The organism is Pseudomonas sp. Snoq117.2 (genome assembly GCF_900110545.1).
Lineage (GTDB): Bacteria > Pseudomonadota > Gammaproteobacteria > Pseudomonadales > Pseudomonadaceae > Chryseomonas > Chryseomonas benzopyrenica.
On the sequence record NZ_FOED01000002.1, the window covers coordinates 332,744 to 352,318 of the forward strand.

A 19,575-nucleotide genomic window follows, 5' to 3' on the forward strand; every position below is an offset into this window, starting at 1 on the left:
CGGACCATCGACGGTTTCCAGCACCTGGCCAGACAGCCCTCGGCTGGTAGCCCGGTGAGGCGGCAGAGGTTGCGAGAGAGTTGCCGGGCCATGCGGCCTTTTCAGTCGGCGGGGAACCGTTCTTAATGAGGGGCTATGACATCCGACGCTCATGGCCAAACGCACTTGCCGCGACGCCTGCCGGCAAACGGTAGGCACGGCTTTTTTCCAGGCACAAAAAAAGCTGCCCTAGGGCAGCTTCTCTTGCGTCGTTCGGGCAGTTCAGAGGACCCAAAACAACTCATATGGCGCGGCGGACGGGACTCGAACCCGCGACCCCCGGCGTGACAGGCCGGTATTCTAACCGACTGAACTACCGCCGCGCAGTGCGTGTACCTTGCGGAACACTTCCCGAAGAGTTTGGTGGCTGATGACGGGATCGAACCGCCGACCCCCTGCGTGTGATGCAGGTGCTCTCCCAGCTGAGCTAATCAGCCATCCCCTTCGGGTGACGCGCATTCTCCTCGTAGCCCCTTGATCCGTCAAGGAATTTTCCAATTTTATTTTCTACGAGGCGCTATTCCCGATAGATCATCTTGCGGGTCATGCCGCCGTCCAAGGTGATAGCCTCACCGCTGATGAAACCAGCGTTGCCGCTCAGCAACCAGGCCACGCAGGCCGCGACATCTTCCACCGTCCCTACCCGCCCGACCGGATGCTGCTCATGGTCGGTGGCGGACAGCGGCTCGGCTTCGCGGACATGGGCATCGCGCGCATCGATCCAACCCGGGCAGAGGGCATTCACCCGCACTTCCGGGCCCAGGCTGATGGCCAGGGCATGGGTCAGGGCCAGCAATCCGCCCTTGCTGGCGGCATAGGCCTCGCTGTGGGGCTCGGACTGCCGGGCTCGAGTCGAGGCGATGTTGACGATGGCGCCCTGCTGCTCGCGCAGATAGGGCGCGCAATGCTTGGCCATCAGCATGGGGCCGTCCAGATTCACCCCTAGCACCTTGCGCCACTCGGCCAGCGCCAGGCTTTCCAGCGGCTGGCCCTGGGCGGTGGCGAGACCGGCATTGTTGACCAGGGCGTCCAGCCGCCCGAACTGGCCGATCACCTGGGCGACGGCGGACTCCACCTGACTCTCGTCAGCCACGTCCAGGGCGACGAACAAGGCGCGTTCGCCAAGGGCAGCAGCCACCTTGGCGCCGCGCTCCTGCTCGATGTCGGCCACCACTACCCGCCAGCCTTCGGCCACCAGCCAGGCGGCGATGCCCAGCCCGATCCCCCGCGCCGCACCCGTGACCAGGGCGACGCGCAATTCCACCGGTGCGAACGTCAGACTCATAGGGCCGCCAGTCCGCGGGCCAGATCCTGCCGCAGGTCACCCAGGTCTTCGAGACCCACGGCGATGCGGATCAGGCTGTCGCTGATCCCGGCATTGGCGCGCTCGGCGGGCGACAGCCGCCCATGCGAGGTGGTCGCCGGGTGGGCGATGGTGGTCTTAGTATCGCCCAGGTTGGTGGTGATGGAGATCATCCGGGTGGCATCGATGAAACGCCAGGCAGCGTCGCGCCCACCGGCCACCTCGAAGCTCAGCACAGCGCCAAAGGCCGACTGCTGACGGCAGGCCAGCTCATGCTGCGGATGGCTTTGCAGGCCGGCATAGTGGACCCGCTCGACGCCGGGCTGGCCTTCCAGCCAGCGCGCCAGCTCCAGTGCGGTCTGGCTGTGCGCCTGCATGCGGATCTTCAGCGTCTCCAGGCCCTTGAGGAACAGCCAGGCGTTGAAGGGGCTCAGGGTTGGCCCTGCGGTACGCAGGAAGCCCACCACTTCCTTCATCTGTTCGGCACGGCCAGCGACCACGCCGCCCATGCCGCGGCCCTGGCCATCGATGTACTTGGTCGCCGAATGGATGACGATGTCGGCACCCAGCGCCAGCGGCTTTTGCAGCGCCGGGGTGCAGAAGCAGTTGTCGACCGCCAGCAGCGCGCTCTGGGCATGGGCGATCTCGGCCAGGGCGGCGATGTCCACCAGCTCGGCGAGGGGATTGGACGGGGACTCGACGAAGAACAGCCGGGTATTGGGCTTGCAGGCCGCCTGCCAGGCATCGAGATCGGCCAGCGGCGGATAGTCCACCTCGATACCGAAGCGCTTGAAGTACTTTTCGAACAGGCTGATGGTGGAGCCGAACACGCTGCGCGAGACCAGCACATGGTCGCCGGCGCTGCACAGGCTCATCACCATGGCCAGGATGGCCGACATGCCCGAGGCGGTGGCCACCGCCTGCTCGGCCCCTTCGAGGGCTGCGATGCGGGCCTCGAAGGTACGCACCGTGGGATTGGTGTAGCGCGAGTAGACGTTGCCCGGCACCTCGCCGGCGAAACGCGCCGCGGCATCCGCGGCGGTCCGGAACACATAGCTGCTGGTCAGGAACAGGGCTTCGCCATGCTCGCCTTCCGGCGAGCGCTGCTGCCCTGCCCGTACCGCCAAGGTCTCGAAGGCCGCGCCCTCGAGATCACTGTCCAGGCGTCCGGCATCCCAGTCTTGGCTCATGTGCAGCTCCTTAGTCGTTGTAGAGATCGATGATGGCGCTGACCGCCTTGTGCTTGCCCTTAGCCGCGTCGTTGCGTGCCTGCTCGATCCGATTCAGATAGGCGGCATCGACGTCGCCGGTGATGTACTCGCCATCGAACACCGCGCAGTCGAACTGCTCGACCTTGGGCGCCTTGCGGGTACGCACGGCTTCCTGCAGGTCCTGCAGATCCTGGTAGATCAGCCAGTCGGCGCCGATCAGCTCGCCGACCTCCTCGGTGGTGCGGCCGTGGGCGATCAGTTCGTGCACGCTGGGCATGTCGATGCCGTAGACGTTGGGGAAGCGCACCGCCGGAGCCGCCGAGCAGAAGTAGACCTTCTTGGCGCCGGCTTCGCGGGCCATCTGGATGATCTGCTTGCAGGTCGTGCCGCGGACGATGGAGTCATCCACCAGCATCACGTTCTTGCCGCGGAATTCCAGCTCGATGGCGTTGAGCTTCTGGCGCACCGACTTCTTGCGCGCGGCCTGGCCGGGCATGATGAAGGTCCGACCGATGTAGCGGTTCTTGACGAAGCCCTCACGGAACTTGACGCCCAGGTGGTTGGCCAGCTCCAGCGCCGCGGTGCGGCTGGTGTCCGGAATCGGGATGACCACGTCGATGTCGTGCTCGGGCCGCTCGCGCTGGATCTTCTCGGCAAGCTTCTCGCCCATGCGCAGGCGGGCCTTGTAGACCGAGATGCCGTCGATGATGGAATCCGGGCGCGCCAGGTAGACGTGTTCGAAGATGCAGGGTGCGTAGTGCGGATTCTGCGCGCACTGGCGGGTGTAGAGACGCCCGTCCTCGGTGATGTAAACCGCTTCGCCCGGCTCCAGGTCGCGGATCAGGGTGAAGCCGAGTACATCGAGGGCGACGCTCTCGGAGGCGATCATGTACTCCACGCCGTATTCGGTGTGGCGCTGACCGAAGACGATGGGGCGGATGGCGTTGGGATCGCGGAAGCCGACGATGCCATAGCCGGTGATCATGGCCACCACGGCGTAACCGCCACGGCAACGCTCATGAACCTCGGAAACCGCGGCGAAGACGTCGTCCTCGGTGGGCTGCAGCTTGTTGCGTACCGCCAGCTCGTGGGCGAAGACGTTGAGCAGCACCTCGGAATCGGAGGTGGTGTTGACGTGGCGCAGATCGGATTCGTAGATCTCGCGGGACAGTTGCTCGACGTTGGTCAGGTTGCCGTTGTGCGCGAGGGTGATGCCATAGGGCGAATTCACGTAGAACGGCTGCGCCTCGGCGGAGCTGGAGCTGCCGGCGGTGGGATAGCGCACATGGCCGATGCCCATGTGGCCGACCAGGTGCTGCATGTGCCGCTGCTGGAAGACATCGCGGACCAGGCCGTTGTCTTTGCGCAGGAAGAGTTTACCGTCCAGGCTGGTGACGATACCGGCGGCATCCTGACCGCGATGTTGAAGGACGGTGAGCGCGTCGTACAACGACTGGTTGACGTTAGTCTTGCCCACGATACCTACGATGCCACACATGTGACGCGACCCCACTGTTTCAAGTGATGCGACGGCGAACCATCGCAGGATGACCCCGGCAGTGCGAGGCCTGGAAAAGCGTTCAAGGAGCCTTGGGCCCCAGCTGCGGCAGCAGTTGCAGACTGGGCATGGGCGTCGCGCCCAGCCATTGGCCGGCAAAGCCCAGCAGCAGATTCTTCGACCAATCGGCCACTAAAAGAAAATGTGGAACCAGCACCGACTGTTGCCACCAGCCATCCTGCTGGACCGGCCCCAGGCTCAACAGGCCCACGGCCACGGTGATCAACAGCGCACCGCGGGCGGCGCCAAAGGCCATGCCAAGAAAGCGATCGGTGCCCGACAATCCGGTGACGCGGATCAATTCGCCAAGCAAGAAGCTCACCAGGGCACCGACCAGCAGCGTCAGCACGAAGAGAATGACACAGGCGGCGATCACCCGCCCGGAAGGCACCTGAATATAGTCGACCAGGTAGTTGGACAGCGCCCCGCCGAAGACCCAGGCCACGCCACCGGCCACGATCCAGGTGGCCAATGACAACGCTTCCTTGACGAAGCCGCGCCTGAGACTGATCAGGCAGGAAACGATGACGACGGCGACGATCGCCCAGTCCACCCAGGTGAAGCCCACGGCAAGGTCCACTTACAAAAAGGCCCTGCATTCTAGCAGAGCCTTGTGACCGGGTTAACCGCGCTCCGGCTGAAAGCGTACGACGAAACCCTTGACGCCATTCTGCTTGTTGAGCTGATCGCGCAGGCGATCCGCCTCGCTGCGCTCTATCACCGGTCCGACGAAGACGCGATTCATGCCATCGGCGGTCCGCACATAGGCGTTGTAGCCCTGACTGCGCAGCTTGGCCTGCAGGGCATCGGCGCTGGGCCGGGACGACAGACTGGCGAGCTGCACCGACCAGCTGTTGGGCAGGTTGGCCGCGCCCAGGCGCGAGTCCGGCTTGGCCGCCGGCGCCGGGGTAGCCGTCGGTGCCACGGGAGCACTGGCCACGGGCGCAGGGGTGGCAGGCGCCTTGGCGACCGGCGCGGCAGGCTGGGGCGGCGGCGCCGTCACCGGGGCATTCTGCGCCGGCGCCTGACCGGAGGTACCGGCGATGGGCGTCTGCGGCTTGCCGAGCGGCTTGGCCGGCTCGTCCGGCACCACCACCACCGGCGGCGCCTCGGGCGTCTGCACCGGCTGAACCTCGGTACTGGGCACGGTGGGCGCGGCCGGCTGGGGCGGCGCCTCGACCGCTACCTTGCGGGCGTCGTCCTGGCGATTGAAGAGCATGGGTACGAAGATGATGATCAGCGCCAGCAGTACCAGCGCGCCTATGACTCTTTGCTTGAGCATGGGTTATGCCTCCGCGGATTCGGATAGGGAAGAGAGCTGCGCGAGGACCTCGGCGACGCTGTAGAAGGAGCCGAACACCACCACCTCGTCGGCTGCCGAACTGGCCGCCAGCTGGGCTTCGAAGGCCGCCAGCAGCGAAGCATGGGCCTCGGCCTGGGCACCCTGCGCCCTCAGGATGGCGGCAACCTCGGCGCCGTCGCGACTGCGCGGGGTCGGCAGACTCGCTACCGCCCAGTCGGCGAACAGCGCTGCCAGGGGCGCCAGGATGCCATCCAGGTCCTTGTCGGCCAGGACGCCGAACACCGCACGCCGCACGCCGGCGACCGGCTTCATCGCCAGGCGCCGGGCTAGGTACTCGGCGGCGTGGGGATTGTGGGCCACGTCCAGCAGGACATTGAGGGTTTCCCCTGCCCGCTCGACCTGGCGACGATCGAGCCGACCGGTCATGCGCGTGGCCTGGAGCGCCACCGCGATCCGCTCCGGCAGCCAAGGCTGGTCGAGCAAGGCGTAGGCCTGCAGGGCCAGAGCGGCATTTTCCATGGGCAGATCCAGCAGCGGCAGGCCCGGCAGCGCCAGGTCATTGCCCTGGGCATCGCGCCCGCGCCAGAACCAGCTGGCGCTCTCGATCTGCAGATCGAAGGCTTCCCCGCGCAGCAGCAAGGGGGCACCGAGACGTTCGGCGGCTGCGGCCAGCGCCGCGGGCGGCTGCAGATCGCCACAGAGGGCCGGCTTGCCAGCGCGGAAGATCCCGGCCTTTTCCACGGCGACGCTGTCGCGGGTATCGCCCAGCCATTCGGCGTGATCCAGGCCGATGCTGGTAACCAACGCCAGATCGGCGTCGATCAGGTTGACCGCATCCAGGCGCCCGCCCAGACCGACTTCGAGAACGGCGACGTCCAGCCGGGCACGCTCGAACAGCCAGAAGGCGGCCAGGGTACCCACTTCGAAATAGGTCAGGCTGATCTCGCCCCGCGCGGCTTCCACCGCGGCGAAGGCGGTGCAGAGCTCGCTATCGCTGGCGAGGGTGCCGTCCACGTCGACGCGCTCGTTGTAGCGCACCAGATGCGGCGAGGCATAGACGCCCACCCGCTGCCCGCTGGCGCGCAGCAGGCTGGCGAGAAAGGCACAGGTGGAGCCCTTGCCGTTGGTGCCGGTCACGGTCACCACCCGCGGGGCCGGCCGGGTCAGGCCCAGCCGCTGCGCGACCTCGCGCACCCGGTCCAGGCCCATGTCGATCGCCGACGGATGCAGCTGCTCGAGATAGGCCAGCCACTGCGCGAGGCTGCGCGCAGCCATCAGGCCGCCGGAACCGGCTGGTGCTGGAAGGTCGCCAGCAGACGCGCCAGGCGATCACGCAATTCCTTGCGCGACACGATGAGGTCGACGGCGCCATGCTCCAGCAGGAATTCGCTGCGCTGGAAGCCTTCCGGCAGCTTTTCACGCACGGTCTGCTCGATCACGCGCGGGCCGGCAAAGCCGATCAGCGCCTTGGGCTCGGCGACGATGACGTCACCCAGCATCGCCAGACTGGCGGAGACGCCACCGTAAACCGGATCGGTCAGCACCGAGATGAAGGGGATGCCCTCTTCGCGCAAGCGCGCCAGCACCGCGGAGGTCTTGGCCATCTGCATCAGGGAGATCAGGGCTTCCTGCATCCGCGCACCACCGGAGGCGGAGAAGCAGATCAGCGGGCAGCGCTGTTCCAGGGCCACGTTGGCCGCGCGCACGAAGCGCTCGCCGACCACGGCGCCCATGGAGCCGCCCATGAAGGAGAATTCGAAGGCGCAGACCGCCACCGGCATGCCCTTGAGGGTGCCACGCATGGAGATCAGGGCGTCTTTCTCGCCGGTTTCCTTCTGTGCTGCAGTGAAGCGATCCTTGTACTTCTTGCTGTCCCGGAATTTCAGCCGGTCCACCGGCTCCAGCTCGGTGCCCAGCTCTTCACGACCTTCGGCGTCGAGGAAGATGTCCAGGCGGCGACGCGCGTTGATACGCATGTGGTGACCGCACTTCAGGCACACGTCCAGGTTCTTTTCCAGCTCCGGACGGTAGAGGACCGCTTCGCAGGCCGGACACTTGTGCCAAAGACCTTCCGGCACCGAACTGCGCTTCACCTCGGACCGCATGATGGAAGGAATCAGTTTGTCGACCAGCCAATTGCTCATGCATCTCTCTCCACTTGCATGGGCTCCCAGCGCGGCCTGGGCCACGCCTTCCTTGAGCATCTGTAATAGGTTCGGCAGCGCCCGCTGTATCCCGGGCCGCTACCCTGTTGTCGCATGCCGGCCCCCTGGGAGCCGGACGGCAGACCCACCAGGGGCGGATCCGCTTGAATATGTCGCAGGTGTGGACGGCGACCACCTGACGAGGGTCACATCAGGCGACCGCGGCACCTCGCACGGCCGCCACGAAACGCGCGATCTCGGCGGCATCCTTGATGCCCTTGGCCTGCTCTACGCCGCCGCTCACGTCCACGCCATAGGGCCGGGACGCGGCGATGGCCGTGGCGACGTTGCCCGCGTCCAGCCCGCCCGCCACGATCAGCGGCAGCGAAAGGTCCCGCGGCACCCGCGTCCAGTCGAAGGCCAGACCGGTCCCCCCAGGCACGCCGGCGACATAGGTATCGAGCAGCAAGCCGCGGGCGCCGGCGTAGTCACCGGCGATGGCGACGAGGTCGATGTCCTCGCGCATGCGCAGAGCCTTGATATAGGGACGGCGGTAACGGGCGCATTGCGCCGGCGTCTCGTCGCCGTGGAATTGCAGGAGATCCAGGGGCACGGCATCCAGCGTCTCCTCGATCTCGCAGGGCGAGGCATCGACGAAGAGCCCGACGGTGGTCACGAAGGGCGGCAGCGCCGCCACGATCTGACGCGCCTGGGCAGCGCTCACCGCGCGCGGGCTGCGCGCATAGAACACCAGGCCGATGGCATCGGCGCCGGCAGCCGCGGCGGCCAGCGCATCCTCGACCCGGGTGATCCCGCAGATCTTCACTCGAACGTTAGCCAAACCGGAATGACCTCGTTCCAAATCGATGGATGTTAGCAGACCACCCGCGCAGCGTCAGCCTTGGGGGTCATCCAGCTCGGGGATATGCCCCAGGAACAGCGGCCCCAGCGGCCGCTTGGGCACGGGCGTGCTTTCGGGATATTCGGCGTCCACCAGGTAGAGGCCATAGGGATGGGCGGTAACGCCACCCAGCCGTCGCTCCCGCGCCGCCAGGACCTCGCTCACCCACTCCACCGGCCGCTCGCCACAGCCCACCGCCATCAGCACCCCGGCGATGTTGCGCACCATGTGGTGCAGGAAGGCATTGGCGCGGATGTCGAGGACGATCAGCCGCCCGCTCTGCCAGAGACGCAGGTGGTGGATGGTCTTGATCGCCGACTTGGCCTGGCAGGCCTTGGCCCGAAAGGAGGTGAAGTCGTGGGTGCCGAGCAGCACCTGGGCCGCCTCGCGCATGGGCTCAATGCGCAGCGGACGATGATTCCAGGTGACCTCCTCGGCGAGGTGGGCGGGCCGGATCGGGTCGTTGTAGATCACGTAGCGATAACGCCGTGCCATGGCGCTGAAACGGGCGTGGAACTCGTTGCTGACCGGCTTGACCCAGGTGACGCTGATGTCGGACGGCAGATTGGCGTTGGTGCCCATCACCCAGGCCTTGAGCGGCCGCGCGACGGGGGATTCGAAATGCACCACCTGGCCGGTGGCGTGTACCCCACAGTCGGTACGCCCAGCGCAGTGCAGCGCGATGGGCGCCGCGGCGACCTCGGACAGAGCGTCTTCCAGGGTCTCCTGGACGGAGCGCACGCCCGGCTGCTGGCGCTGCCAACCGCGATAGCGCGCACCCTTGTACTCCACGCCGAGCGCAATGCGCTGGGGCGGAACGATGATGGTGGGGTCTAGAAAATCCAAGGCGACGGCCAGGCGAAAAAAAGGGGAGGCAGCTTATAGCGCCTCCCCTCCTCTGCCAAGCCCGGCCACTGTCAGCTGAGCTGGGCGATGATCTCTCGCGCTTCCTGCTGCTGCCCGGCATTGCCCTCGGCCAGCACCTCGTCAAGGATGTCGCGGGCACCCTCGGGGTCACCCATGTCGATGTAGGCGCGCGCCAGGTCCAGCTTGGTGGCGGTCTCGTCTTCACCGGAAAGGAAGTCGAAGTCGTCCAGACCGTCGCTACCAGCCGTGCCGCTGGTGGTCTCGGCATCGAACTGGCGCGAGGCCTCCTGCAGGCGGGCGGCGAACTCTTCGTCGCTTTCGCGTTTGGGCGCCGGCTGCTCGTCGTCGAAATCGGACAGGTCGAAACTTGCTGGCAGCTCGGCGTCGGCGGTCTGCGTAGCGGGCGCATCCAGCGGCTCGTCGAAGGCCGAACCCGCGTTGGTACCCGCGAGCGGCTCGTCCTGTGCCGGATCGCCCTGCCGCTCGAATTCGCTGAAGTCCAGGGCGAAGTCGTCGTCCTTGGCGGCCGGAGTGGTCGCCGAGGTAGCCGAGGTAGCCGTGGGTTCGGCATCGAAATTGAGATCGAAGTCGAAATCGTCGCGGGAGTCGGCGGCCTTGGCCTGAGCATCGGCGAAGGCTTCGCCAAACAGCGGCTCCTCGACCGGACCAGCCGGCTGATTCGACTGGGCGTCCTCGCTGCCGAAGTCATCCAGGGACAGATCGAAGTCCTGGCTGTCCTCGGTAGCCGAGAAACCCTGATTGCGGGTCTGCTCCTCGCTCAGTTCGTGGGCGGCGGCCAGGGCAGCCGCCCCGACTGCAGCCGAGGCCACCGCCACGGTGGCCATTGCCGGATAGCGCGACTTCAGGTGCTCGACCGCCGGCTGGGCGCCACCGATCTCCTTGAGTTCGCGCTCCTCGCGCTGGAAGCCATCCTTGTCGCCCATCTCGGCATAGACTTCCATGAGCTTGAGGCGCAGATCGGCGCGATGGGGCTCCTGGTCGCTGGCCTTCTTGAGCACCTCGGCCGCCTGACTGAAGCGACCATAGGCCATGTAGATGTCGGCCTGACCCAGGGCGTCGTCCTGGGCGTCGGCGTCCTGCGCGCTGTCCTGGGTACCCTGCCCCAGTTCCAGGCCGGCGAGTGCGTGGTGGTCGCCAAGTTCGGGATCCGCCTCGAACACCGTATCGTTGCGCGCGGCTTCGGCGTCACGCTCACGCTCGGCTTCCTTCACCGCATTGCGACGCGAGTTGATCATCAGCAGGACCAGCAGCGCCAGCAAGGCGCTGCCGCCGATGATGCCGAGCCACAGCGGGTTGCTGAGGATCTCGTCGAGGAAGCTGTTGGTCGCCTCGGTCGGTTCGGTCGCCGGGGTGCTTGGCGTGACCGGAATGACCTTGGGCTCGCTGGCAGCGGGCGGTGCCGCGCCGGTACCTGCCTCGCTGGCGGGCGGCGTGCTGGTCGGTGCGGGGGTGCCCTCGGCTGGAGTGGCCGGGGTCGTCGCCGCCGGCTCCTGAGGCGCCGGCGTGGCGGTGTTCTCGGCCGGCGCGGGCGTGACCGGAGCCGCGGCTTCAGGCGATGCCGGCGGCTGGGCCGGCTGGCCCGCGGCCTGGGGATTGGCCATGTTGGCCTGCATCCGCGCCAGTTGGGCGTCCTTGAGCTGCATGATCTTCTGCAGCTTGTCGAGCTGCGACTGCAGATCGCCGAGGCGGCTCTTGAGTTCTTCGTTCTCGCGGCGGGTGGTGTCCAGACTCTCCTGGGTCACCGCCAAGCGATCGGCCAGGGCCTGGTCACCGCCCTTGCCACCGGCGGATTCGCCGGCGCGACCGGAGGGCTGACCGGAAAGCAGCTTGAGGTTGTCCTTGGGCGCGGCGGGTGTCGACGTCTCGTTGCCACTCGGCTGGGCCGATGCATCTACTTGGCGGCGTGGCGTCCCCGCGGAGGCGCTGTCGCCACCCTGCTTCCAGGCGCGGGTCTGGCGGGCGATCTCGGCCACCGCCTCGCGCTGGGGCCGCGCGCCGGCCTGGGCCTGATCGGGCAGGCGCAGCACCTGGCCGCTTTTCATCAGGTTGATGTTGCGATCGATGAAGGCGTCGGGATTCAGGTCCTGGATCGCCAGCATGGTCTGATCGACGGTGACGCTGGACGCCGGGCGATTGCGCGCCGCCACTTCCCAGAGGGTATCGCGCCGCTCGGTGGTGTAGGTGCCAGGCGCCTGGGTCGCGCTCGGCGCCGGCGCGGCAGGGGACGCGGCCGGACGCGGCGCACTTGGCGAGGTGGTGCGCGCCCGCGGTGCGGCCGGGACCTGGGGTGCGAACGGCGCTGCCGCGGCCTGCGGGGTATAGAGCGGCGGATCCAGCAGCACCGTGTACTCGCGCAGGATCCGGCCACTCGGCCAGTTCACTTCGAGCAGGAAGTTGAGATAGGGCTCGCGCACCGGGCGCGCCGAGGTCACGCGGATGACGGTGCGCCCATTGCGCACCTCCGGCGTGAACTTGAGATCGTTGAGGAAGAAGGCGCGGTCCACCCCAGCCTTGCCGAAATCCTCGGCGGAGGCCAGATTGGGGCGCAATTCGGCGGCGCCAAGGTCGCGCAGGTCCGACAGATCGATGGTGGCATCGAAGGGCTGATTGAGGGCGGAATTGAGGTGGATCTCCCCCAGGCTGAGGGCCTGGGCCGCGCCAGACATCAAGGCGCTCGCCGCTGCAATTGCCCGCACCAGTTTCTGAACTCGAACCATGACCGTCCCTTTTTAGAAGCTGTCGATCGCGCCACCGTGCGGGCGCCTGTGTCCATCGCTGCGTGCCATGTCCACCACCCCTTTGCTCAAGCCAAAAGGGCGAAGCATTTCACGAAGTATCTTTTAGGCCGACTGTTTAAGCAACAATTCGGCCAGCTGAACGGCTGTGAGCGCCGATAATCTGACGTTGTCCGCCACCAGCCAACATTCCAGTCGTCGAGCATCCCGTGGATGCAGTCGGACGCGCCCTACTAACACCTCTTCCCGCCCCAGGGCATCGCCTACCGCGGACGGACAATCGAGCTCTTCGTCGAGCGCCAGGCCCGGCTCGTCCCCCAGGGCTTCCAGCACCTGCTCCAGTTGCCAGGGCGCCCGGGCCCTCAGGCTCAGCGCCAGGCTGTCGCCGAAGAACACCGGCGCCTGCAGTGCGGTGACATCCAGTACCGGCAAGGTCTCGCCCAGCACCTGCTCACATTCGTCCAGCAGGCGATGTTCCTGGGCAGTATAGCCATCCGCGGCCGGCGCACCGGTGCGACCGAGCAGATTGAAGGCCAGCTGGCCCTCGAACAGCCGTGCCTCGACCGGCCGGCCATTGAGCAATTCGGTGGCCTGACGCGCCAATTCCTCGACGCCGCCACGGCCAGCGCCGGACGCCGCCAGGCAGGCGGTCAAGGAAGCGTCACCTAGGGTATTGAGGCGAGCGAGCACCGCTGCCACGCTGGCGGCCGCCTGGGTGGCTGCCAGGGGCACCCCGAGCCAGGCGGCGGCAGAGAGATTGTCCAGACGCTCGCCGTTGATCCGGGGCAGGACGGAGCGCGCGGCCGAGGCGCCACTGAGATCCAGCACGGCGCAACCGGCGGCGGTGAGTTGCGGCTTGAGACCTTCCACCACGGTGGCCGGTACGGCGAGGATGACGATGCCGACCTGGGCGAAATCGAAGCCGTCAACGCTGGTGACGCGCAGGTTGCTGCCTCGGAACGGCAGATTCTGACCTGCCGACTCACCACTGGCGAGCAGGTGCAGCCGGCCGAGGGGCACGTCGCGCTCGTCGAGGAGTTCACGAATGGCTTCGCCATGGGCACTGGTGGCGCCGATGAGGGCGATATCTCTGGCAGTCATGATGGGAACGGTCCGCAACGAAAGAGGGCCGCACTTTACTGGCGGCCCTCCTCCCTAAGCAAACGTTTAACCGTCGGCTCACTGTTCGAGCAGGATTCGCAGCATGCGCCGCAGCGGCTCCGCGGCGCCCCACAGCAGCTGGTCGCCAACGGTGAAGGCGCCTAGGTACTGGGAACCCATGTTCAGCTTGCGCAGCCGGCCGACCGGTACGCTCAGGGTGCCGGTCACGGCAGCCGGCGTCAGATCGCGCATGCTGACGTCGCGGTTGTTCGGCACCAGCTTGACCCAGGGATTGTGCTGGCTGATCAGGCCGTGGATGTCGGACAGCGGCACGTCCTTGTTGAGCTTGATGGTCAACGCCTGGCTGTGGCAGCGCATGGCGCCGATGCGCACGCAGATGCCGTCCACCGGGATGGGATTCTTGAAGCGGCCGAGGATCTTGTTGGTCTCGGCCTGGGCCTTCCATTCCTCGCGGCTCTGGCCGTTGGGCAGTTCCTTGTCGATCCAGGGGATCAGGCTGCCGGCCAGGGGAACGCCGAATTGCTCGGTGGGGAAGGCTTCGCTGCGCAGGGTCTCGGCAACCTGGCGGTCGATGTCGAGGATGGCGCTGGCCGGATCGGCCAGGCTGTCGGCGACGGCGGCGTGGGTCGCGCCCATCTGGCGAATCAGTTCGCGCATGTTCTGGGCACCGGCGCCGGAGGCCGCCTGGTAGGTCATGGCGCTCATCCAGTCCACCAGACCGGCTTCGAACAGCCCGCCCAGGGCCATCAGCATCAGGCTGACGGTGCAGTTACCGCCGATGAAGTCCTTGCGGCCATCGGCCAGGGCCTGGTCGATGACGCGACGGTTGACCGGGTCCAGCACGATGACGGCGTCATCCTGCATGCGCAGGCTGGAAGCCGCGTCGATCCAGTAGCCTTTCCAACCGGCCTGGCGCAGCTTGGGGAACACCTCGGAGGTGTAGTCGCCGCCCTGGCAGGTGAGGATGACGTCGAGGGTCTTGAGCTCGTCGATGCTGTAGGCATCCTTGAGCGGCGCCACGCCCTTGCCAATGGCCGGGCCTTCGCCGCCGACGTTGGAAGTGGTGAAGAACACGGGCTCGATCAAGTCGAAATCCCGCTCTTCGAGCATGCGCTGCATGAGCACGGAGCCCACCATGCCACGCCAACCGATCAGACCTACACGTTTCATCGCTACTGCACCTTTGTTGTCTTGGAGGACGGCCGCCTCCCCTGGCGGCCGATCAGATTAACGCCTAACGAGCGCCGCTACTACTGCTTCGCCCATCTCGCGGGTACCCACCCGCTGCTTGCCTTCCGACCAGATGTCGCCGGTCCGCAGGCCCTGATCCAGCACCTGACCCACCGCCGCCTCGATGGCCTCGGCCGCCGCGGCGGCGCCGAAGGTGTATCTGAGCATCATGGCCACCGAGAGGATGGTGGCCAGCGGGTTGGCGACGCCCTGGCCGGCGATGTCGGGCGCCGAGCCGTGGCAGGGTTCGTACATGCCCTTGTTGTGGGCATCCAGGGACGCCGAGGGCAGCATGCCGATGGAGCCGGTCAGCATCGAGGCTTCGTCGGAGAGGATGTCGCCGAACATGTTGTCGGTGACGATGACGTCGAACTGCTTGGGTGCCCGGACCAGCTGCATGGCGGCGTTGTCGACGTACATGTGGCTGAGTTCGACGTCGGGATAGTCCTTGGCCACCTCCTCCACCACTTCGCGCCACAGGCGGCTGGATTCGAGGACGTTGGCCTTGTCCACCGAGCACAGTTTCTTCCCGCGCAGACGGGCCATGTCGAAGCCGACGCGGGCGATGCGGCGGATCTCGCCTTCGCTGTACGGCAGGGTATCGAAGGCCTGGCGCTCGCCGTTCTCCAACACCCGGGTCTCGCGCGGCGAGCCGAAATAGATGCCGCCGGTCAGCTCGCGGACGATGAGGATGTCCAGGCCGGAGACCACTTCCGGCTTGAGGGTCGAGGCCTCGGCCAGTTGCGGATAGAGGATGGCCGGACGCAGGTTGCCGAACAGGCCCAGGGCGGAACGGATCTTCAGCAGACCGCGCTCGGGACGGATGTCGCGCTCGAGCTTGTCCCACTTGGGACCACCCACGGCGCCCAGCAGCACGGCATCGGCGGCGCGGGCACGCGCCAGGGTCTCGTCGGCCAGAGGCACGCCGTAGCGATCGATGGCGGCGCCACCCAGGTCGTCGTGGACCAGCTCGAAGCCGAGGTCATGGTCGCGGTTGACCGCTTCCAGCACCTTGACCGCCTCGGCCATGATTTCCGGACCGATGCCGTCGCCCGGCAGGATGAGGATCTGCTTGCTCATTGTCTTTTCCTGTTCCAAATCAGATGGGCTGGGCCCAGAGAACCATGACGTCGACGCTGAAGGAGCCGTCGCGGTCGATTTCGAAATACTGGCGGACTTCCTGACCGATCTTGTTCTGCAGGCTGCGGATGGCCTGGCACTGCGGCTCGGGCGTACGCATGCGCCCGGTCCAGCTGGCGAAGTCCAGGCGCAGGCGCTGGCGGCGGCAGCGGGTCACGCCGAGGCGCGCCATGTCCAGCAGGCGGTGCCACTCGGCCAGGGAGTAGTTACGCACATGGCTGATGTCGCGCAGGATCTCCACCGTCTGCAGGTAGGTGTCCAGGCGCGGGTTGGCCGGCGAGACCACGTCGATGATGGCCATTTCGCCACCGTGTCGCAGCACCCGGCGCACTTCGCGCAGGGCCGCGCCGATGTCGCGCCAGTGGTGCGCCGAATAGCGGCTGAAGACGAAGTCGAAGCTGGCGTCGCCGAAGGGCAGATGCTCGGCCATGCCGGGCTGGACGCTGATATTGTCCAGGCCCTGCTCGGCGGCGGTGCGCTTGACCACCGAGAGCATTTCCTCGGCCAGATCCAGGGCGACCACCTGGCCGGCCACAGGCGCCACGTTGTAGCTGACGTGACCGCCACCGCACCCGAGATCCAGCACCTTGGCGCCTTCGCGCTGGGCCACGGCGTCACGCAATTCGGCGAGTTCGGCGCCCTGGGCATGGACGGTGCTGGTCAGGTAGGCCTCGGCGGTGGCGCCGAATTGCTGCTGTACGTGTTGCTCGTGGTCACCGCTCATGGAGCCTCCGGAAAGAGCGCCGACCTTGAGGGCCGGCGACTGGGTTCAGGCGCTGGGGAACATCCAGGGACTGCTCTGGCGATAGCGGGCTTCGAAACTCCCGATGGCGTCGGCATCCTGCAGGGTCAGGCCGATGTCGTCCAGGCCGTTGAGCAGGCAGTGCTTGCGAAAGGCATCGATCTCGAAGGACAGCGCCACGCCATCGGGACGGCGCACGGTCTGGCTCTCGAGATCGACCACCAACTGGTAGCCCTCGCTGGCTTCGACCTGGCGGAACAGCTCGTCGACGTCGGCATCGCTGAGGATGATCGGCAAGAGGCCGTTCTTGAAGCTGTTGTTGAAGAAGATGTCGGCGAAGCTGGGCGCGATCACCGAACGGAAGCCGTAGCCATCCAGCGCCCAGGGCGCGTGTTCGCGGCTGGAACCGCAACCGAAGTTTTCCCGGGCCAGCAGGATGCTGGCACCGGCATAGCGCGGCTGGTTGAGTACGAACTCGGGGTTGAGCGGGCGCTTGCTGTTGTCCTGGCCAGGTTGGCCGACGTCCAGATAGCGCCACTCGTCGAACAGGTTCGGGCCGAAGCCGGTGCGCTTGATCGACTTCAAGAATTGCTTGGGAATGATCTGGTCGGTATCGACGTTGGCGCGATCCAGGGGTGCGACCAAACCGGTGTGCTGGGTAAAGGCTTGCATGGTCAAGCTCCTCAGGCGGTGGCGAAGTCGCGGACGTCGACGAAACGACCGGCGATGGCAGCGGCGGCGGCCATGGCGGGGCTCACCAGGTGGGTACGGCCACCGGCGCCTTGCCGGCCTTCGAAGTTGCGGTTGGAGGTGGACGCGCAGTGCTCGCCACTCTCCAGGCGGTCGGCGTTCATCGCCAGGCACATGGAGCAGCCCGGCTCGCGCCACTCGAAGCCGGCTTCGATGAACACCTTGTCCAGGCCTTCGCGCTCGGCCTGCGCCTTGACCAGACCGGAGCCCGGCACCACCAGTGCCTGCTTGAGGGTCGCCGCGACCTTGCGGCCCTTGGCCACGGCGGCGGCGGCGCGCAGGTCTTCGATGCGAGAGTTGGTGCAGGAGCCGATGAAGACGCGATCGAGCACGATGTCGGTGATCGGCTGGTTGGCCTTGAGGCCCATGTATTTCAGGGCGCGTTCGATGGAACCGCGCTTGACCGGGTCGGCTTCGCGGGTCGGATCCGGTACCTGCTGGTCGACGGCCAGGACCATCTCGGGCGAGGTGCCCCAGCTGACCTGCGGCTTGATCTGGGTGGCGTCGAGCTCGACCACGGTATCGAAGTGGGCATCGGCATCGGATACCAGGCCACGCCACTCGGCCACGGCGGCCTCCCAGACGGCGCCGGTGGGCGCGAAGGGACGACCCTCGACGTAGTCGATGGTGGTCTGGTCCACCGCCACCATGCCCACCCGGGCACCGGCCTCGATGGACATGTTGCAGATGGTCATGCGCCCTTCCATGGACAGGGCGCGAATGGCGCTGCCGGCGAATTCGATGGCATGGCCGTTACCGCCGGCGGTGCCGATCTTGCCGATGATGGCGAGAACGATGTCCTTGGCGGTCACGCCGAAGGGCAAGTCGCCTTCCACCTTCACCAACATGTTTTTCATCTTCTTAGCCACCAGGCACTGGGTGGCGAGCACGTGCTCGACCTCGGAGGTGCCGATGCCATGGGCCAGGGCGGCGAAGGCGCCGTTGGTGGAAGTATGGGAGTCACCGCAGACCACGGTCATGCCCGGCAGCACGGCGCCCTGCTCCGGGCCGATGACGTGGACGATGCCCTGGCGGACGTCGTTCATCTTGAACTGGGTGATGCCGAAGTCGTCGCAGTTCTCGTCCAGGGTGCGGACCTGGATGCGCGAGGTTTCGTCCTTGATGGAGTCGAGGCCTTCCTTGCGGTCCGGGGTGGTAGGCACGTTGTGGTCGAGGGTCGCGAGGTTGGCGTCGAGGCGCCAGGGTTTGCGGCCGGCCAGACGCAGGCCTTCGAAGGCCTGGGGCGAGGTCACTTCGTGGATGATGTGGCGGTCGATGTAGAGCAGCGCGGAACCGTCGTCGCGCTGCTTGACCAGATGCATATCCCAGAGTTTGTCGTAGAGCGTCTTGCCAGCCATGGGTGGATTCCTCATCAGGCGTGGAACGGCACGGGCCTTTGCATGCCCTTGGTGCTTGTGGGGTCAAAGATACCGCGCTAGGCTCGCATGAAACAAATTCATCTTTTTCATGAAGCGCATAACCAACAGGAATTCGACGTTTTGGACCTCGCCAATCTGAATGCCTTTGTCGCGGTGGCCGAAACCGGCGGCTTTTCCGACGCCGGCGAGCGCCTGCACCTGACCCAGCCGGCGGTGAGCAAGCGCATCGCGGCGCTGGAGCTGCAGCTGGGGCTGCGACTGTTCGATCGCATCGGGCGCGAGGTCAGCCTGACCGAGGCCGGACGTGCCCTGCTCCCCCGCGCCTATCAGATTCTCGGCGTGATCGATGATACCCGGCGCGCCCTGACCAATCTCAATGGTGCCATCGGCGGCCGGCTGACGCTGGCGACCAGTCACCACATCGGCCTGCACCGGCTGCCGCCGATCCTTAGACGGTTCACTCGGGAGTATCCCGAGGTCGCCCTCGACATCCGCTTTCTCGATTCGGAAGCGGCCTACGACGAGATCCTGCATGGGCGGGTGGAGCTGGCCATCATCACCCTGGCACCCCAGACCGCGGCGCCGATCAAGGCGGTGCCGGTGTGGAACGATCCCCTGGATTTCGTGGCGGCGCCCGAGCATGCGCTGGCAAACCAGAAGGAGGTCAGCCTGGCCGATGTGGCGCGGCACCCGGCGGTGTTTCCCGGCGGCAATACCTTTACCCGCCTGATCGTCCATGGTCTGTTCGATGCCCAGGGACTGACACCCAACATCGCCATGAGCACCAACTACCTGGAAACCATCAAGATGCTGGTCTCCATTGGCCTGGCCTGGAGCGTCCTGCCGCGGACCCTGCTGGACGATCAGGTACGCCGGCTGCCGCTGCCGGGAATTCAGTTGGAGCGGCGCCTGGGGTACATCCTGCATACCGAGCGCACCCATTCGAATGCGGCGCAGGCGTTCATGGGATTGCTGGATGAGGTGGAGGGGAAGTAACGCGTTCAGCGTATACCTATTGATTAGGCATGCGTTTCCGGCATTGGCAATCGCGGCCATGGGCCGCTCCTACAAGTACGAAGCTAACCTGTAGGAGCGGCCTATGGCCGCGATCAGCGCCGTAGGTTGGGCTG

The 19,575-nt window shown here is 66.5% G+C and carries 17 protein-coding genes and 2 tRNA genes; 1 reads left to right on the forward strand and 18 read right to left on the reverse strand.

What is annotated here, in order from left to right:
• Nucleotides 1-285 precede the first annotated feature (285 nt).
• The 18 genes from BMZ43_RS07450 to leuC all read right to left on the reverse strand — a co-directional run bounded on the left by BMZ43_RS07450 (nt 286) and on the right by leuC (nt 18,424).
• Nucleotides 286-362 (reverse strand) — tRNA-Asp (locus BMZ43_RS07450).
• A 38-nt stretch (nt 363-400) separates the two neighbouring features.
• Nucleotides 401-476 (reverse strand) — tRNA-Val (locus tag BMZ43_RS07455).
• 80 nt (nt 477-556) lie between these two features.
• A complete protein-coding gene (locus tag BMZ43_RS07460; protein ID WP_017641286.1) occupies nt 557-1,324 on the reverse strand; it encodes an SDR family oxidoreductase in 768 nt (255 codons plus the stop codon).
• Nucleotides 1,321-2,532, reverse strand: coding sequence for an O-succinylhomoserine sulfhydrylase (locus tag BMZ43_RS07465; protein WP_093251883.1), 1,212 nt, complete (start codon nt 2,530-2,532; stop codon nt 1,321-1,323). Before BMZ43_RS07465 ends, BMZ43_RS07460 begins: the two co-directional genes overlap by 4 nt.
• Nucleotides 2,533-2,542: 10 nt before the next feature.
• Nucleotides 2,543-4,051 carry an amidophosphoribosyltransferase gene (purF, locus tag BMZ43_RS07470; RefSeq protein ID WP_017641288.1) on the reverse strand — a complete coding sequence of 503 codons (1,509 nt, stop codon included), beginning with the start codon at nt 4,049-4,051 and terminating at the stop codon, nt 2,543-2,545.
• Between the two features lie 82 nt (nt 4,052-4,133).
• Complete coding sequence (locus BMZ43_RS07475) at nt 4,134-4,679, reverse strand: CvpA family protein (protein WP_017641289.1); 546 nt, start codon at nt 4,677-4,679, stop codon at nt 4,134-4,136.
• A gap of 54 nt (nt 4,680-4,733) precedes the next feature.
• Nucleotides 4,734-5,393: an SPOR domain-containing protein gene (locus BMZ43_RS07480; RefSeq protein ID WP_017641290.1), complete on the reverse strand. Its 660-nt coding sequence runs from the start codon at nt 5,391-5,393 to the stop codon at nt 4,734-4,736.
• A gap of 3 nt (nt 5,394-5,396) precedes the next feature.
• Nucleotides 5,397-6,689, reverse strand: coding sequence for a bifunctional tetrahydrofolate synthase/dihydrofolate synthase (gene folC, locus BMZ43_RS07485; protein WP_093251888.1), 1,293 nt, complete (start codon nt 6,687-6,689; stop codon nt 5,397-5,399).
• Nucleotides 6,689-7,558, reverse strand: a complete 870-nt coding sequence (accD, locus tag BMZ43_RS07490) for an acetyl-CoA carboxylase, carboxyltransferase subunit beta (RefSeq protein WP_017641292.1) — start codon at nt 7,556-7,558, stop codon at nt 6,689-6,691. The genes folC and accD overlap by 1 nt, the downstream gene beginning before the upstream one ends.
• A gap of 211 nt (nt 7,559-7,769) precedes the next feature.
• Nucleotides 7,770-8,399, reverse strand: a complete 630-nt coding sequence (locus BMZ43_RS07495) for a phosphoribosylanthranilate isomerase (RefSeq protein WP_064309563.1) — start codon at nt 8,397-8,399, stop codon at nt 7,770-7,772.
• 54 nt (nt 8,400-8,453) lie between these two features.
• Nucleotides 8,454-9,305 carry a tRNA pseudouridine(38-40) synthase TruA gene (truA, locus tag BMZ43_RS07500; RefSeq protein WP_017641294.1) on the reverse strand — a complete coding sequence of 284 codons (852 nt, stop codon included), beginning with the start codon at nt 9,303-9,305 and terminating at the stop codon, nt 8,454-8,456.
• A gap of 71 nt (nt 9,306-9,376) precedes the next feature.
• On the reverse strand, nt 9,377-12,064 hold the full coding sequence (locus BMZ43_RS07505) for a motility hub landmark protein FimV (protein ID WP_177344783.1): 2,688 nt from the start codon (nt 12,062-12,064) through the stop codon (nt 9,377-9,379).
• 123 nt (nt 12,065-12,187) lie between these two features.
• Entirely contained in the window at nt 12,188-13,183 is a 996-nt protein-coding gene (locus BMZ43_RS07510) for an aspartate-semialdehyde dehydrogenase (RefSeq protein ID WP_037064022.1), read from the reverse strand.
• 78 nt (nt 13,184-13,261) lie between these two features.
• On the reverse strand, nt 13,262-14,374 hold the full coding sequence (asd, locus tag BMZ43_RS07515) for an aspartate-semialdehyde dehydrogenase (RefSeq protein WP_007158663.1): 1,113 nt from the start codon (nt 14,372-14,374) through the stop codon (nt 13,262-13,264).
• A 57-nt stretch (nt 14,375-14,431) separates the two neighbouring features.
• Complete coding sequence (leuB, locus tag BMZ43_RS07520; protein WP_093251898.1) at nt 14,432-15,514, reverse strand: 3-isopropylmalate dehydrogenase; 1,083 nt, start codon at nt 15,512-15,514, stop codon at nt 14,432-14,434.
• Between the two features lie 19 nt (nt 15,515-15,533).
• Entirely contained in the window at nt 15,534-16,298 is a 765-nt protein-coding gene (locus BMZ43_RS07525; protein ID WP_017641298.1) for a class I SAM-dependent methyltransferase, read from the reverse strand.
• A 45-nt stretch (nt 16,299-16,343) separates the two neighbouring features.
• Nucleotides 16,344-16,988, reverse strand: coding sequence for a 3-isopropylmalate dehydratase small subunit (leuD, locus tag BMZ43_RS07530; RefSeq protein ID WP_064309567.1), 645 nt, complete (start codon nt 16,986-16,988; stop codon nt 16,344-16,346).
• An 11-nt stretch (nt 16,989-16,999) separates the two neighbouring features.
• The gene (gene leuC / locus BMZ43_RS07535) at nt 17,000-18,424 is read right to left on the reverse strand and encodes a 3-isopropylmalate dehydratase large subunit (protein ID WP_064309568.1); all 1,425 of its coding nucleotides are present in this window, start codon (nt 18,422-18,424) and stop codon (nt 17,000-17,002) included.
• Between the two features lie 141 nt (nt 18,425-18,565).
• Here leuC and BMZ43_RS07540 point away from each other — a divergent pair, with 141 nt between their 5' ends.
• The gene (locus BMZ43_RS07540) at nt 18,566-19,441 is read left to right on the forward strand and encodes a LysR family transcriptional regulator (protein ID WP_093251904.1); all 876 of its coding nucleotides are present in this window, start codon (nt 18,566-18,568) and stop codon (nt 19,439-19,441) included.
• Nucleotides 19,442-19,575 lie beyond the last annotated feature (134 nt).